The sequence below is a fragment of the Pseudomonas sp. ZS1P83 genome (genome assembly GCF_054897825.1).
This window is the reverse complement of the sequence record NZ_CM142706.1, coordinates 2,768,974-2,782,545: the sequence shown is the minus strand read 5'-3', so window position 1 is coordinate 2,782,545 and position 13,572 is coordinate 2,768,974. Positions and strand designations below refer to the sequence as shown.

The following is a 13,572-nucleotide window of genomic DNA, read 5'->3' as shown; positions in this document are numbered from 1 at the left end:
TATCAAAGGGCATTTGATAGATGTAGGACGGGTCTGAAACTCTATGAATTGCTGGAAGTGCTGACGCGCGATGATTAACCGCTAGGCCTGAAAGGTGTCCCGGTAGGCATACAAACCCGGTGTTCCGCCGGTCATCACGAACAGCACGTTGTCGCCGGAACGGTAGCGTCCTTGCCTGAGATCGGCCAACAGCCCGGCGAACGCTTTGCCGGAGTACACCGGGTCGATCAACAGGCCTTCGGCGCGGGCCATGAGGCGTACCGCTTCCTGCATGGCTTGCGTCGGCAGACCGTAACCGTCGCCCAACTGACTGCCGTCAATGGCAATGTCTTCAACCTGAACGACTGCGTTGCTGCCCAATAGCGCCAGTGCGTCCTGGGTCAATTGGCGGGTTCTGGCTGCTGATGTGTCCCTGTCGGATAAAACCGAATACGACTTGACGATCGAGGTGCCTCGGCCCAGCAACTGGAAGCCGACCGCGAGCCCGGCGTGGGTGCTGGCGCTGCCGTTGGGCACCACGACCTGATTGAAGGTGAGGCCCAGTTCCGTCTCCTGCTGCACGATCTCCGCCGCGCAGCGCGCATAACCGAGACTGCCGAGCGGCGTTGACCCACCCGTAGGAATCACCAGCACGTTGCGTCCCGAATCCCGAAGTTGCGTGGCCCGTACCTCAGCGGCGGCGAGTGAGTCGCTGCCTCCGGCAAGCACCTGCATTTGCGCACCGAACAGCTGGTCGAGCACCGTCCGCTCTTGGGACGCAGAGCGCCCCTGGCTGCATTCCTTTGCTGCGCGTGGGAACGATCAGATGACACGGTCTACGGCAAATCGCTAAAGAGCGCAATTCGCCCGTTCAGCGAAGGCCGGTAGTGCCAGGTCAGGCGATCCAAAGCAGGTTTCATCGCTAGAGTTTCCTTCAATATAGCGCTGGCAATGCTCAGGGCCAGAACCTGCCCCGGACATTGATGCCGCCCGGCACCGAACGTGAAACTGCGCCGGTCTGGACGATCCAGAAGAAAGACTTCGGGATGGTCATTGAGCTGCGGATCACGATTAGCCGAAGCCAGCAGCACCAGAATTACATCGCCAATTTTCAGGCTTACCCCCTCGATTTCACAAGGCGCAGCGACAAACCGGCTAGTGTTCTGCACCGACGGATCGAAGCGCTGAACTTCAGCAATCAAGTCGTCAATGCATGTCGATTCGCTCCGCAACGACGGATTTCGAATCAACGCCAACAGCGCATTGCCGATCAGCCCGGCGGTGGCTTCGTAGGTCTGGGAGAACAGGCCGATCAGGTTGGCGATCAACGTTTCAGGGTCGTCAGATGTCGCCGCGAAGCGCTGGCGGATCCCGGCGAGCAGGGCGCTCTGATGGCTCGGGTCATCCAACAGCTCAACGAAATAACCGCTCAATTGTTCGGCGGCAGCCTGTGCAGCGTCCAATTGCACCTGATCGCTGAGGGGCGACAAACAGGCCACAAAGTCGGCGGTCAGCTCGCAAAGGGTGCGGCCCAGAGCAGGGGGAAACCCGAGCAATGCAGCCACCACGCAAACCGGCCCGCGGAACATCGCGTTGTACAGCCCATCGGCGCCTGAAGTGGTCAGACGAGCGCCAACCAGCAAATTGACTTCATCGACATCAATCAACGCCAACCCTGTTTGAATCGACGACCTCGGGCAACGCTGCCGTTCGCCCTCATTCATCCGCATCAACTGACCAAAGACCTTGCCGGCCATGCCGCCAACAATCCCCTTGGGCACCGGTTCGTGGGACGGCCGGACATGACAGTCTGGATGCGCCAGCACGGCCGCAACGGCTCGGGCGCTACTCGCCACCCACACGTTCAGTCCTTCGTGAAAAACCAGCCCGCCCTCCGCGCGCAGTTGCGCGTAATAGGGATAAGGATCGGCAAAAGTCGCAGCGATGATCGGGTCCATGGGTCGCAGCCTTGTTCGTGGTTGGAAAAGTGTTGCTACTATCTCCAGTCCGAAAGGGCCTTGATTCGTCCGGGAGCGAAATATGAACGTAGAACAGCACGACATCGGCGTTTCTCACGTGGCCGCGGCCATCGCGGAACCGGCTCGGACGAAAATCCTCTGCTCGCTGATGGACGGCCACGCCCGTACCAGCACCGAGTTGGCGGCGATTGCCGAAGTCAGCGCCTCCACCGCCAGCGCGCACCTGGCCAAACTCAAGGAACTGGCGCTGGTGCGATTGCATGTTCAGGGCCGCCATCGCTATTACAGCCTGGCGGACAAGCGCGTCGCCCAGGCGCTGGAGGCGTTGATGGTGATCGGCCAGAACGCCACGCCGACCTTTAACGCGCGTACCCCGGATCGCCTGCAATTTGCCCGCACCTGCTACGACCACATGGCCGGCACGTTAGCGGTGCTGCTGCATGACCGGATGATCGAAGCGGGGTGGTTGTTGGAAACCGATGAACAGGTCTATCAGCTGAGCGACAGCGGTGAGGCGTTGTTCGAAGGATTGGGTATCGAGGTCAAGGATCTGAATACGCTGCGCCGCCGCTTCGCCTGCCCATGCCTGGACTGGAGCGTGCGCCGGCCGCATTTGGGCGGTTCGTTGGGGGCGGCGTTGTTGCAAGTGGCGATCAAGCGTAAATGGGTGACTCAGGGCCTGGACAGCCGCGCGCTGGCGTTGACGGCGACGGGGCGCAAGGAACTCAGCAGCCGGTTCGCCGTTGAGCTGCCGATTCAGGTATCGACAGCACAAACCACGTCCACCGAGACCAGGCGTCGCGCGATCGCCAGTTCTGCGCCTTAGCGACTGGCCGAGGCCATCAGCACGCCGAAACCGGCGAAGGTGACGCCCGAGATTTTCGCCGCGAGCCAGGAACCCTTCGGACTCGACAACCAGCCTTTGGCGGCATTGGCGAGCAAGGCATAGCTGCCATGCACCAGGATCACCAGTACGCCGTAGGAGGCGACGAGCGTGAAAAACTGTGTGGAGAAGTGCGCGGAGGTGTCGATGAATTGCGGGAACACTGCCAGAAAGAAAAACACCGCTTTTGGGTTCAAGAACTGGATCGAAGCCGCTTCGAGGAAACGATAACCCGGGCTTGATGGGCGCGTTTCAAGCAGCGTGCTGAAACGATCCGAGCGCCAGCTTTTGTAACCCAGGTACAACAAATAGGCGGCCCCTGCGTATTTCAACGCGGTGAAGGCGTTGGCGGAGGTGCTGAGGATCAGGCCAACACTGGTGGCGCTGATGGCGGCGACAACAAACGCCCCCGACGCGATCCCCAGAATGCCCGGCACTGCCCCTGTCCATCCGTGGCGCACCGCGTTGGACAGGGTCAGGACCACGCCAGGTCCCGGGCTCAAAATGGTCAGGGTGGCGAAAAGTAGAAAGAGTCCATAGTTGTTCATGTCTTGCTCCGTCAGGTGGCGCTGGCTGCATGCGGGCAGATTGGCGTGACTACGAGGGTGTGACAAACGCTTTAATTACCGGGCATAGGTGACTAAATTAGACGCATGATCAATCAACTTCCCCCGCTTAATGCTGTTCGCGCCTTCGCTGTTGCTGCTCGTCATCAGAGTTTCAGTCTGGCGGCCGAAGAGCTGCATGTCAGTCATAGCGCTGTCAGCCGGCACATCAAATTGCTTGAGGAGCACCTGGGCGTGCTGCTGTTCGAGCGGCGTATCCGTCAATCGGTGCTGACACCGGTCGGCCAGCGCTTTTATGAGCAAGTCAGTGCCGGGTTGTCGCAAATCGCCAATGCCGCCGCTGCGCTCAAACAACATGCTTCGCTGCCGACCGTGAAGATCAATGTCCGTCCGTCCTTTGCCATGCTTTGGCTGACGCCCAGGCTGGCGGATTTCATTGCGCTGCACCCGGACATCAATCCGCAGGTGATCACCCAGACCCAGGCACCCGATCATGCACGCGACGGGTTCGACATCGTCATTCGCCGTGGTCGTGACGATTGGGCACCGGCGATTGAGGCGCGACCCTTCTTCGAAGACGAACTGTTATTGGTCGCCGCGCCTTCGCTGATCGAGCGCCTGGCCCTTGAAGACCTCGCGTCCCTGAGCCGGCACACGTTACTGACCGCCAAGGCGCGTCGCGAAGACTGGCACAACTGGGCCATGCACTTTGGTCAAACCCAATCAGCCACTCAGGTCACCCGACAGTTTGATCACATGCACCGGGTGCTTGAGGCCGCCGTGGATGGACAGGGCATTGCCTTGTGCCCGACCTCTTTACTGGGCACCCACCTCTCGAGCGGACGCCTGATCTGCCCGTTGCCCGAGTTGCGCATGCCGCTGCCGCGTTATTACTACGGGGTTGCGCCGGATGTGACGGCGCAGACACGGGTGTTTGTGGAGTGGTTGTTTGCGCGGATTGCTCAGGAGGCGGCTCTGGTTCTGTGACCCGACCAAGGGTTCGATGGTGACTTGAACCGGAGGCGTTGACTCTGTACTGTATATCCACACAGTATAGGCATGCCCCATGGAACTCATCGATAAGCTCAGCATCCTTGCAGACGCCGCCAAGTACGACGCCTCATGCGCCAGCAGCGGCGCGCCGAAGCGAAGCTCCGAGGGCAAGAGCGGGCTGGGTTCGACCGATGGCATGGGCATCTGTCACAGCTATACGCCAGACGGACGTTGCGTCTCGTTGCTAAAGATTCTGCTGACCAACTTCTGTCTCTACGACTGTCAGTACTGCGTTAACAGACGCTCCAGCGACGTGCCCCGCGCCCGCTTTACGCCGGAAGAGGTGGTGACGCTGACCATGGATTTCTACCGGCGCAACTGCGTCAGCGGGCTGTTTCTCAGCTCCGGAATCATTCGATCGGCGGATTACACCATGGAACAGCTGATTCGCGTGGCCAAGCTGTTGCGTGAAGACCATGAGTTTCGGGGTTACATCCACCTCAAGACCATTCCCGAAGCCGACCCTGCGTTGATCGAGGAAGCGGGGCGTTATGCCGATCGCTTGAGCGTCAACATCGAGTTGCCCACTGACGCAAGTCTGCAAACACTGGCCCCGGAAAAACACCTGGGCTCGATCAAGCAAGCGATGCAGACGATCTACACCGGCGAGCAAACGGTGCTCAACGAACCGCGCGCGCCGAAATTCGCCCCGGCCGGGCAGAGCACGCAGATGATCGTCGGCGCCGATGACACCGACGACAGCACCATTCTTCACAGCGCCCAGGCGCTGTACGGCAACTTCCGTTTGCGTCGGGTCTACTACTCCGCGTTCAGTCCGATCCCCAATAGCCCGAAGAGCGTGCCGCTGGCCGCGCCGCCGTTGATGCGCGAGCACCGTCTGTACCAGGCTGATTTCTTATTGCGCAGCTACGGCTTCACAGCGGGCGAATTGTTCCAGGGGCCGGGACATCTGGCGCTCGACATCGACCCGAAACTGGCCTGGGCGCTGGAAAATCGTGAGGTCTTCCCGCTGGATCTCAATCGCGCCGAGGCGTCGCTGATCGCCCGTATTCCCGGCATCGGCCTGCGAACCACCGAGCGTCTGGTGGAACTGCGTCAGCAGCGACGCATTCGTTATGAGGATCTGGCACGGATGCGCTGTGTGCTGGCCAAGGCCAAGCCGTTCTTCATCACCAGCGATTACCACCCGCATCAGGCTGAGGTCACCAGTCATCTGTTGTATCAGCAACTGCGCGACCGTCCGCAACCGCAGCAAATGGGATTGTGGGGATGATTAATCTGGACTGCGACGACCTGTTCGACACCTGGCGTCAGCAGGCGCGTTGGTTGCTCAGTCATGAGGTCGATCCCAGTGTGGTGAGCTGGGCCAGTGAAGGCGTGGCAGACCTGTTCGCCAGTGACGATGTACCACCCCAAACGCAGGGGCCGTATCAGGCACGCGTTCCGAGAGCGCTGTTGGACACGCTTGAGCGCGCCGCCTGTTATCGAGGCGATCAGCGCTGGAGTCTGTTGTACGAGGTGCTGTGGCGGGTTAGTCACGGCGATCGCACAGCAATGCTCGCGGGTGACAAACTCGGCAGTGAATTACAGAGACGAATCAAACAGATACAGCGTGAATCTCATCATTTACATGCATTTGTCCGGTTTGTCGCGATGCCTGAAAACGAGGGTCCGCAATACGTGGCCTGGTATGAACCGGCGCATGAAATCCTGCACAGCGCCAGTGAACACTTCATCGGCCGAATGGGCCGTCACCGTTGGCTGATCGCCACGCCGCGGGACGGGGTGTACTACGATGGCGAGCAGTTGATTCACCAACGGCAATGCCCGGTTGAATGGCAGCAGCTGGCGCAAAATGTCGACGATCCGCACGGCGAGATGTGGTTGACCTACTACAGCCACATCTTTAATCCGGCGCGGTTGAACCCGAAAGTCATGCAGGGACATTTGCCGGCCCGGTTCTGGAAAAACCTGCCTGAAGGCGTGCTGATTCCGGGGTTGATCACTCAGGCTCGGACGGGCAAGCAACAGGACGGTCAGGCCAGCGGCATCAAGGGCAGGGGTGGCAAGCGCATTGCGCTGGGAGAGGGGGAACGTGGCCAAGGCTCATAAAAAAAGCCCCCCATCGCCAAGGCAATGGAGGGCTTCGATGCAGCGGGGGTGTCAGATCAAACCTTGACGATCCAACCTGCTGGTGCCTCGACGTCGCCAGTCTGTACACCGGTCAGCTCTTTGTAGAGCTTCTGGGTGACCGGGCCGACTTCGGTTTCGCTGTGGAACACGTGCAGTTTGTCGTTGTAGCTGATGCCGCCGATTGGTGTGATCACCGCGGCAGTACCGCAAGCGCCGGCTTCTTTGAAGTCAGACAGCTTGTCGATGAACACGTCGCCTTCAACTACTTCCAGGCCCAAACGCGATTTTGCCAGCTCGATCAACGACAGACGGGTGATGCCCGGCAGTACCGACGGCGAGTTCGGGGTGACGAACTTGTTGTCGTGGGTGATCCCGAAGAAGTTGGCCGAACCGACTTCTTCGATTTTCGTGTGGGTCATCGGGTCCAGGTAGATGCAGTCGGCGAAGTGGGCTTTCTTGGCCTGGGAACCTGGCATCAGGCTGGCCGCGTAGTTGCCACCGACCTTGGCCGCACCGGTGCCTTGTGGCGCGGCGCGGTCGTAGCTGGAGATCAGGAAGTTGTGCGGGGTCAGGCCGCCCTTGAAGTAGGCGCCGACCGGGATGCAGAAGATCGAGAAGATGAACTCGGGCGCGGTACGCACGCCGATGTTGTCACCCACGCCGATCACAAACGGACGCAGGTACAGCGCGCCGCCGGTGCCGTAAGGCGGGATGAAACGCTCGTTGGCGCGGACTACTTCTTTACAGGCTTCGATGAACTGCTCGGTTTCCACGAACGGCATCAGCAGGCGCGCGCAGCTGCGTTGCATGCGTGCGGCGTTCTGATCCGGGCGGAACAGGTTGATCGAACCGTCCTTGCAACGATAGGCCTTCAGGCCTTCGAAGCATTGCTGGCCATAGTGAAGGGCAGTGGAGCCTTCGCTGATGTGCAGCACATTGTCTTCGGTCAGGGTGCCTTTGTCCCACTCGCCATTACGCCAGTGCGACAGATAGCGCTTGTCTGTCTTGATGTAGTCAAAACCCAACTTGTCCCAATTGATGCTTTCGTTACCCATGACACCCTCTATCACTTAACAACCGCCGAAACGGTTCAAGGCTTCTGACGTTTTTCTGGATGGGGACAACAATACTTCATTCCGCTGCTATTTCGCAGCCCGGAATGCGTTCCTTTGATCGTTCCCACGCTCTGCGTGGGAATGCAGCCCGGGACGCTCTGCGTCCCTAAAGCGGACGCGGAGCGTCCGTTGAGGCATTCCCACGCGGAGCGTGGGTACGATCATGCGTCCGGTTTTACAAGTGCAACGCGTGACCGAGGGCACGCAACGCTGCTTCCTGCACCGCCTCGCCGAGCGTCGGATGCGCGTGGATGGTGCCGGCGATGTCTTCCAGCCGAGCGCCCATTTCCAGGCTCTGACCGAACGCGGTCGACAATTCCGACACGCCCACCCCGACTGCCTGCCAGCCGACAATCACATGATTGTCACGCCGCGCCACGACCCGTACGAAGCCGCTTTTGGACTCCAGGGTCATCGCCCGGCCATTGGCCGCGAACGGGAAACTCGACACGATGCAGTCCAGGCCAGCAGCCTTGACGTCGTCCGGGGTCTTGCCGACCACCACCAGTTCCGGGTCGGTAAAGCACACGGCGGCAATGGCAGTTGGGTTGAACTCGCGCGATTTACCGCTGATCAGTTCGGCAACCATTTCGCCCTGAGCCATGGCCCGGTGGGCGAGCATCGGTTCGCCGCTCAGGTCGCCGATGGCATACACGTTGCGCATACTGGTCTGGCAGCGGTTGTCGATCTTGATCGCTGAGCCGTTCATGTCCAGGTTCAGCGCTTCGAGGTTCCAGCCCTGAGTGTTCGGTTTGCGACCGACGGCTACCAGCACCTGATCGGTTTCCAGGTTCAGGGTGTCGCCATTCGGGTCAAGGACTTGCAGTGTATTACTAGAAGAATCAAAGCCTTGAACGCTATGCTTCAAGTAAAGCTTCATGCCAAGTTTTTTCAATTCGTCATGCACAGGCTGCGTGAGTTCAGCGTCGTAGGCCGGCAGGATACGATCCTGAGCCTCGACCACGCTAACCTCGGCGCCGAGCTTGCGATAGGCAATCCCCAGCTCCAGACCGATGTAGCCACCACCGACCACGATCAGCCGTTTCGGCACGGACGTCGGCGCCAGGGCTTCAGTGGAGGAGATGATCGGACCGCCAATCGGCAGCATCGGCAGGTTCACACTTTTCGAACCGGTGGCCAGCACCAGGTGCTCGCACTGAATGCGCGTGTCGCCGACGTCGACGGTCTTGCCGTCGATGACTTTCGCCCAGCCTTTTATGACCAGGACCTTGTGCTTCTTCATCAGCGCCGAAACACCGGTTGTCAGGCGATCAACGATGCCGTCCTTCCACTCGACGCTTTTGCCGATGTCCAGTGTCGGCGCCGACACACTGATGCCCAGCGCCGAATGCTGGCTGTGGTGCTGCGTCTGGTGGAACTGTTCGGCAACGTGAATCAACGCCTTCGACGGAATGCAGCCGATGTTCAGGCACGTACCGCCCAGTGATTCGCCTTCCACCAGAATGGTCGAAATGCCCAGTTGACCGGCACGAATCGCCGTCACATAACCGCCAGGGCCGCCGCCGATGATCAGCAGCGTGGTGTTCAGAGTTTGCATGCCTTGCTCCACAAATGCTTATTCCACAAACAGCGTGGCGGGTTGTTCGAGCAAGCCGCGAATGGCCTGGATGAATTGCGCCGCGTCCATGCCATCGACCACGCGGTGATCGAAGGAGCTGGAGAGGTTCATCATCTTGCGGATCACGATCTGGCCTTTGACCACCATCGGGCGTTCAACGATTTTGTTGACGCCGACGATCGCCACTTCCGGCAGGTTCAGCACCGGCGTACTGACGATACCGCCCAAGGCGCCGAGGCTGGTCAGGGTGATGCTTGAGCCCGACAGTTCGTCGCGGCTGGCCTTGCCATTTCGCGCAGCGCTGGCCAAGCGGGAGATTTCGGTCGCGCTGTCCCACAAGCTGCGGGCTTCGGCGTGACGTACGACCGGCACCATCAAACCGATGTCGGCTTGCGTGGCGATGCCCACATGCACCGCGCCGAGGCGGGTGATGACCTGGGCTTCGTCGTCGTAACGGGCGTTGATCTGCGGGAATTCGCGCAGGGCGACGACCAGCGCGCGGACCAGGAACGGCAGCAAGGTCAACTTGCCACGGGTCGCGCCGTGTTTTTCGTTCAGGTGCGCACGCAGTTCTTCCACGGCGGTAACGTCGATTTCTTCGACATAACTGAAGTGAGCGGCGCGCTGAGTGGCGTCCTGCATGCGCTGGGCGATCTTGCGGCGCATGCCGATGACCGGGATTTGTTCTTCGTCGTGACGCTGGGCGTAAGCGGCGGCAACGGTCGATTGCGGTTGTTGACCCTGGGCCAGATAGGCATCAAGGTCTTCGTGCAGCACTCGGCCGGCAGGGCCGGTGCCACGCACCAGACGCAACTGGATGCCGAGGTCCAGCGCATGTTTGCGCACGGCCGGAGAGGCCAGTGGGCGCTCATCGGCCTCGCGGGCGACCATCGGACCTTGGCAAACGGCAGCCGGACGAGGCGCTGCAACCGGTTTGCTGACGACTGCAGCTTCAGCTTTCGTTGCCGCAACCGGCACTTCTTTCACGGCAGCGGCTGCCGGTTGAGCGGACTCTCTAACGTTGCCCGCGCCTTCGACTTCGATGCTGATCAGGATGCTGCCGACGGCCATGACTTCGCCCGGCACACCGCCCAGCGCGATCACCTTGCCGTGAACCGGTGACGGAATGTCGACCATCGCCTTGTCAGTCATGACATCAGCCAGTACCTGATCTTCGACGACCATGTCGCCGACTTTGACGTGCCATACCGACAATTCAACTTCGGCAATGCCTTCACCAATGTCCGGCATCTTAATAACGTGCGTGCCCATTCAGACCTCCATAACCCGATGCAAAGCCGCGCCCACTCGGGACGGGCCAGGGAAATACGCCCACTCTTGTGCGTGCGGGTAGGGAGTGTCCCAACCGGTGACGCGCTCGATAGGCGCTTCCAGGTAGTGGAAGCAGTGCTCTTGCACCAGGGCGACCAGTTCGGCACCGAAACCGCACGTGCGAGTCGCTTCGTGAACGATCACGCAGCGTCCGGTTTTCTTTACCGACTTGACGATGGTCTCCAGGTCCAGCGGCCACAGGCTGCGCAGGTCGATGACTTCGGCGTCGATCCCGGTTTCTTCAGCCGCGACTTGCGACACATAAACGGTGGTGCCGTAAGTCAGGATGGTCACGTCCTTGCCGGGACGCGCGATGGCGGCAACGTCCAGCGGCACGGTGTAGTAACCGTCCGGCACTTGCGCGGCCGGGTGTTTCGACCACGGGGTTACCGGGCGATCGTGGTGACCGTCGAACGGGCCGTTGTACAGGCGTTTTGGCTCGAGGAAGATCACCGGGTCATCGTTTTCGATGGAGGCGATCAGCAGGCCTTTGGCGTCGTAAGGGTTGGACGGCATGACCGTGCGCAAACCGCAGACCTGGGTGAACATCGCCTCGATGCTCTGGCTGTGAGTCTGGCCGCCGTAGATGCCGCCGCCACAAGGCATGCGCAGGGTCATCGGGGCGGTGAACTCGCCGGCCGAGCGATAACGCAGGCGAGCGGCTTCGGAAATGATCTGGTCCGACGCCGGGTAAACGTAATCGGCGAACTGGATTTCGGCCACTGGCCGCAGGCCGTAAGCGCCCATGCCCACCGCCACACCGACGATGCCGCTTTCGGAAATCGGTGCATCGAACACCCGGGAGGTGCCGTACTTGTTCTGCAGGCCTTCGGTGCAACGGAACACGCCGCCGAAGTAGCCGACGTCCTGGCCGAACACCACGACGTTGTCGTCACGCTCAAGCATCACATCCATGGCCGAGCGCAGGGCCTGGATCATGGTCATGGTGGTTGTGGTCATGGCGGTTTCCAACTCGATTTTATTGTTGTGATCGTTCATGTCAGATCCCCAACTCTTGACGCTGGCGCTTCAAGTGCTCCGGCATCTCTTTGTAGACGTCTTCGAACATCGTCGCGGCGCTTGGAATCTGGCCGCCGGCGAGGGTGCCGTATTGTTCGGCTTCTTTCTGCGCGGCGATCACTTCAGCTTCCAGCTCGGCGCTGACGGCGACGTGTTCCTCTTCGGACCACTGACCGATTTTCACCAGGTGCTGCTTGAGGCGCGTAATCGGGTCGCCCAACGGGAAGTAGCTCCAGTCGTCGGCAGGACGGTATTTGGACGGATCATCGGATGTCGAGTGCGGGCCGGCACGGTAGGTGACCCATTCGATCATGGTCGGGCCGAGGTTGCGGCGGGCACGTTCGGCGGCCCAGGCAGAGGCGGCGTAGACCGCGACGAAATCGTTGCCATCGACCCGCAAGGAGGCAATGCCGCAACCAACGCCGCGACCGGCAAAGGTAGTCGCTTCACCACCGGCAATGGCCTGGAACGTGGAGATCGCCCACTGGTTGTTGACCACATTGAGGATCACCGGCGCACGGTAAACGTGGGCGAAGGTGAGGGCGGTGTGGAAGTCGGATTCAGCGGTGGCGCCGTCGCCGATCCAGGCCGAGGCGATTTTGGTGTCGCCCTTGATCGCCGAGGCCATGCCCCAGCCCACGCCTTGTACGAATTGGGTGGCGAGGTTGCCGGAAATGGTGAAGAAACCGTGATCGCGCACCGAGTACATGATCGGCAGCTGACGGCCCTTGAGAGGATCGCGCTCGTTGGACAGCAATTGGCAGATGAGGTCCACCAGCGGCACTTCGCGGGCCATCAGAATGCTTTGCTGACGGTAGGTGGGGAAGCACATGTCGTCGATGTTCAAGGCCAGGGCCTGGGCGCTGCCGATGGCTTCTTCGCCAAGGCTTTGCATGTAGAACGACATTTTTTTCTGACGCTGTGCGACCACCATGCGGTTGTCGAAGATCCGCGTCTTGAGCATGGCGCGCATGCCTTTACGCAGGATCTCGACCGGTACGCCTTCGGCCCATGGACCGAGGGCATTGCCCTCGTCATCGAGCACGCGAATCAGGCCCTTGGCCAGGTCGGCCGTGTCGGCGGGTTCAACGTCAATTGGGGGTTTGCGCACCGTGCCGGCGTCGGTGAGACGCAGGTAGGAGAAGTCGGTTTTGCAGCCGGGGCGGCCCGAAGGTTCGGGAACGTGCAGACGCAGCGGTTCGTACGCTTGGTTCATGGCTTCTACGCTCGATCTTGTGAATTTTTTGTAGTGAGCTGACTGTCATTCTTCTGTGGAAGAAATCTTGTCCTACAACAATCATAGTCCCGGCCAAGAAGAATATTTCTCTCTGTTTCGTTGCGCTTCGGATCATTTGAGGATAAAAAATCTGCATAAACATAAAAAACAGGTGGTTTTGTCTCATGCGCAAACTGGACCGTACCGATATCGGCATTTTGAACAGCCTTCAGGAGAACGCGCGCATCACCAACGCCGACCTCGCACGCTCGGTCAATCTGTCGCCGACGCCGTGCTTCAACCGGGTCAAGGCTATGGAAGAATTGGGGTTGATTCGCGAGCAAGTGACGCTGTTGGATGCCGACCTGTTGGGGCTGCACGTGAATGTGTTCATTCATGTGAGCCTGGAGAAACAGGTGGAGGAGGCGCTGCAACATTTTGAAGAGGCGATCTCGGATCGCCCCGAAGTGATGGAGTGCTATTTGATGGCCGGCGACCCGGACTATTTGATTCGGGTGCTGGTGCCGACCATTCAGTCGCTTGAGCGCTTCATGATGGATTTTTTGACCAAGGTACCCGGGGTCGCGAACATCCGTTCGAGCTTTGCGCTCAAGCAGGTGCGCTATAAGACCGCGCTGCCATTACCCGCCAACGGCCTGACCCTCGCGTAAATGTTGATCGTTCCCTCGCTCCGCGTGGGAATGCATCCCGTGACGCTCTGCGTCACATTCCAAAGCGGAACGCGGAGCGTCCCTG

The 13,572-nt window shown here is 60.2% G+C and carries 12 protein-coding genes and 1 pseudogene; 5 read left to right on the top strand and 8 right to left on the bottom strand.

Annotated features, from left to right (window positions below; translation table 11 throughout):
- Positions 1–81 precede the first annotated feature (81 nt).
- Both ACYZT0_RS13200 and ACYZT0_RS13195 read right to left on the bottom strand, forming a co-directional pair.
- Positions 82–741: pseudogene (locus ACYZT0_RS13200) on the bottom strand (pyridoxal-phosphate dependent enzyme); the annotation flags it as partial.
- 74 nt (positions 742–815) lie between these two features.
- Positions 816–1,937 carry a cytochrome P450 gene (locus ACYZT0_RS13195; RefSeq protein WP_462046205.1) on the bottom strand — a complete coding sequence of 374 codons (1,122 nt, stop codon included), beginning with the start codon at positions 1,935–1,937 and terminating at the stop codon, positions 816–818.
- A gap of 82 nt (positions 1,938–2,019) precedes the next feature.
- On the opposite strand from ACYZT0_RS13195, the gene ACYZT0_RS13190 reads away from it, so the two are divergent.
- Complete coding sequence (locus ACYZT0_RS13190) at positions 2,020–2,784, top strand: ArsR/SmtB family transcription factor (protein ID WP_462046204.1); 765 nt, start codon at positions 2,020–2,022, stop codon at positions 2,782–2,784.
- Here ACYZT0_RS13190 and ACYZT0_RS13185 read toward each other — a convergent pair.
- Positions 2,781–3,389, bottom strand: a complete 609-nt coding sequence (locus ACYZT0_RS13185; RefSeq protein ID WP_462046203.1) for a LysE family translocator — start codon at positions 3,387–3,389, stop codon at positions 2,781–2,783. The two genes, ACYZT0_RS13190 and ACYZT0_RS13185, sit on opposite strands and share 4 nt — an antisense overlap.
- A gap of 105 nt (positions 3,390–3,494) precedes the next feature.
- On the opposite strand from ACYZT0_RS13185, the gene ACYZT0_RS13180 reads away from it, so the two are divergent.
- From ACYZT0_RS13180 to ACYZT0_RS13170, 3 genes are all read left to right on the top strand, one after another.
- Complete coding sequence (locus ACYZT0_RS13180; protein WP_462046202.1) at positions 3,495–4,394, top strand: LysR substrate-binding domain-containing protein; 900 nt, start codon at positions 3,495–3,497, stop codon at positions 4,392–4,394.
- A gap of 79 nt (positions 4,395–4,473) precedes the next feature.
- The gene (locus ACYZT0_RS13175) at positions 4,474–5,694 is read left to right on the top strand and encodes a putative DNA modification/repair radical SAM protein (protein ID WP_462046201.1); all 1,221 of its coding nucleotides are present in this window, start codon (positions 4,474–4,476) and stop codon (positions 5,692–5,694) included.
- Entirely contained in the window at positions 5,691–6,533 is an 843-nt protein-coding gene (locus ACYZT0_RS13170) for a TIGR03915 family putative DNA repair protein (RefSeq protein ID WP_462046200.1), read from the top strand. The genes ACYZT0_RS13175 and ACYZT0_RS13170 overlap by 4 nt, the downstream gene beginning before the upstream one ends.
- Before the next feature lie 56 nt (positions 6,534–6,589).
- Here ACYZT0_RS13170 and ACYZT0_RS13165 read toward each other — a convergent pair whose 3' ends face one another.
- The 5 genes from ACYZT0_RS13165 to ACYZT0_RS13145 form a co-directional block, all read right to left on the bottom strand.
- A complete protein-coding gene (locus tag ACYZT0_RS13165) occupies positions 6,590–7,609 on the bottom strand; it encodes a branched-chain amino acid aminotransferase (protein WP_462046199.1) in 1,020 nt (339 codons plus the stop codon).
- Between the two features lie 235 nt (positions 7,610–7,844).
- Positions 7,845–9,227 carry a dihydrolipoyl dehydrogenase gene (gene lpdA, locus ACYZT0_RS13160; RefSeq protein ID WP_462046198.1) on the bottom strand — a complete coding sequence of 461 codons (1,383 nt, stop codon included), beginning with the start codon at positions 9,225–9,227 and terminating at the stop codon, positions 7,845–7,847.
- Between the two features lie 18 nt (positions 9,228–9,245).
- A complete protein-coding gene (locus tag ACYZT0_RS13155) occupies positions 9,246–10,520 on the bottom strand; it encodes a dihydrolipoamide acetyltransferase family protein (protein ID WP_462046197.1) in 1,275 nt (424 codons plus the stop codon).
- Positions 10,521–11,579, bottom strand: a complete 1,059-nt coding sequence (locus tag ACYZT0_RS13150; RefSeq protein ID WP_048394689.1) for an alpha-ketoacid dehydrogenase subunit beta — start codon at positions 11,577–11,579, stop codon at positions 10,521–10,523. It abuts the gene before it with no gap.
- A gap of 1 nt (position 11,580) precedes the next feature.
- On the bottom strand, positions 11,581–12,816 hold the full coding sequence (locus ACYZT0_RS13145) for a thiamine pyrophosphate-dependent enzyme (protein ID WP_462032247.1): 1,236 nt from the start codon (positions 12,814–12,816) through the stop codon (positions 11,581–11,583).
- Positions 12,817–13,001: 185 nt separating this feature from the next.
- On the opposite strand from ACYZT0_RS13145, the gene bkdR reads away from it, so the two are divergent.
- Positions 13,002–13,487, top strand: a complete 486-nt coding sequence (gene bkdR / locus ACYZT0_RS13140; RefSeq protein WP_008149727.1) for a Bkd operon transcriptional regulator BkdR — start codon at positions 13,002–13,004, stop codon at positions 13,485–13,487.
- The last annotated feature ends 85 nt before the right edge of the window (positions 13,488–13,572 follow it).

Excerpts from the sequence above, each read along its gene's own strand:
- ACYZT0_RS13155 (WP_462046197.1), bottom strand. The coding sequence starts at position 10,520 with ATGGGCACGCACGTTATTAAGATGCCGGACATTGGTGAAGGCATTGCC.
- ACYZT0_RS13195 (WP_462046205.1), bottom strand. The coding sequence starts at position 1,937 with ATGGACCCGATCATCGCTGCGACTTTTGCCGATCCTTATCCCTATTAC.
- ACYZT0_RS13165 (WP_462046199.1), bottom strand. The coding sequence starts at position 7,609 with ATGGGTAACGAAAGCATCAATTGGGACAAGTTGGGTTTTGACTACATC.
- ACYZT0_RS13190 (WP_462046204.1), top strand. The coding sequence starts at position 2,020 with ATGAACGTAGAACAGCACGACATCGGCGTTTCTCACGTGGCCGCGGCC.
- ACYZT0_RS13175 (WP_462046201.1), top strand. The coding sequence starts at position 4,474 with ATGGAACTCATCGATAAGCTCAGCATCCTTGCAGACGCCGCCAAGTAC.
- ACYZT0_RS13150 (WP_048394689.1), bottom strand. The coding sequence starts at position 11,579 with ATGAACGATCACAACAATAAAATCGAGTTGGAAACCGCCATGACCACA.
- ACYZT0_RS13185 (WP_462046203.1), bottom strand. The coding sequence starts at position 3,389 with ATGAACAACTATGGACTCTTTCTACTTTTCGCCACCCTGACCATTTTG.
- bkdR (WP_008149727.1), top strand. The coding sequence starts at position 13,002 with ATGCGCAAACTGGACCGTACCGATATCGGCATTTTGAACAGCCTTCAG.
- ACYZT0_RS13180 (WP_462046202.1), top strand. The coding sequence starts at position 3,495 with ATGATCAATCAACTTCCCCCGCTTAATGCTGTTCGCGCCTTCGCTGTT.
- ACYZT0_RS13170 (WP_462046200.1), top strand. The coding sequence starts at position 5,691 with ATGATTAATCTGGACTGCGACGACCTGTTCGACACCTGGCGTCAGCAG.
- ACYZT0_RS13145 (WP_462032247.1), bottom strand. The coding sequence starts at position 12,816 with ATGAACCAAGCGTACGAACCGCTGCGTCTGCACGTTCCCGAACCTTCG.
- lpdA (WP_462046198.1), bottom strand. The coding sequence starts at position 9,227 with ATGCAAACTCTGAACACCACGCTGCTGATCATCGGCGGCGGCCCTGGC.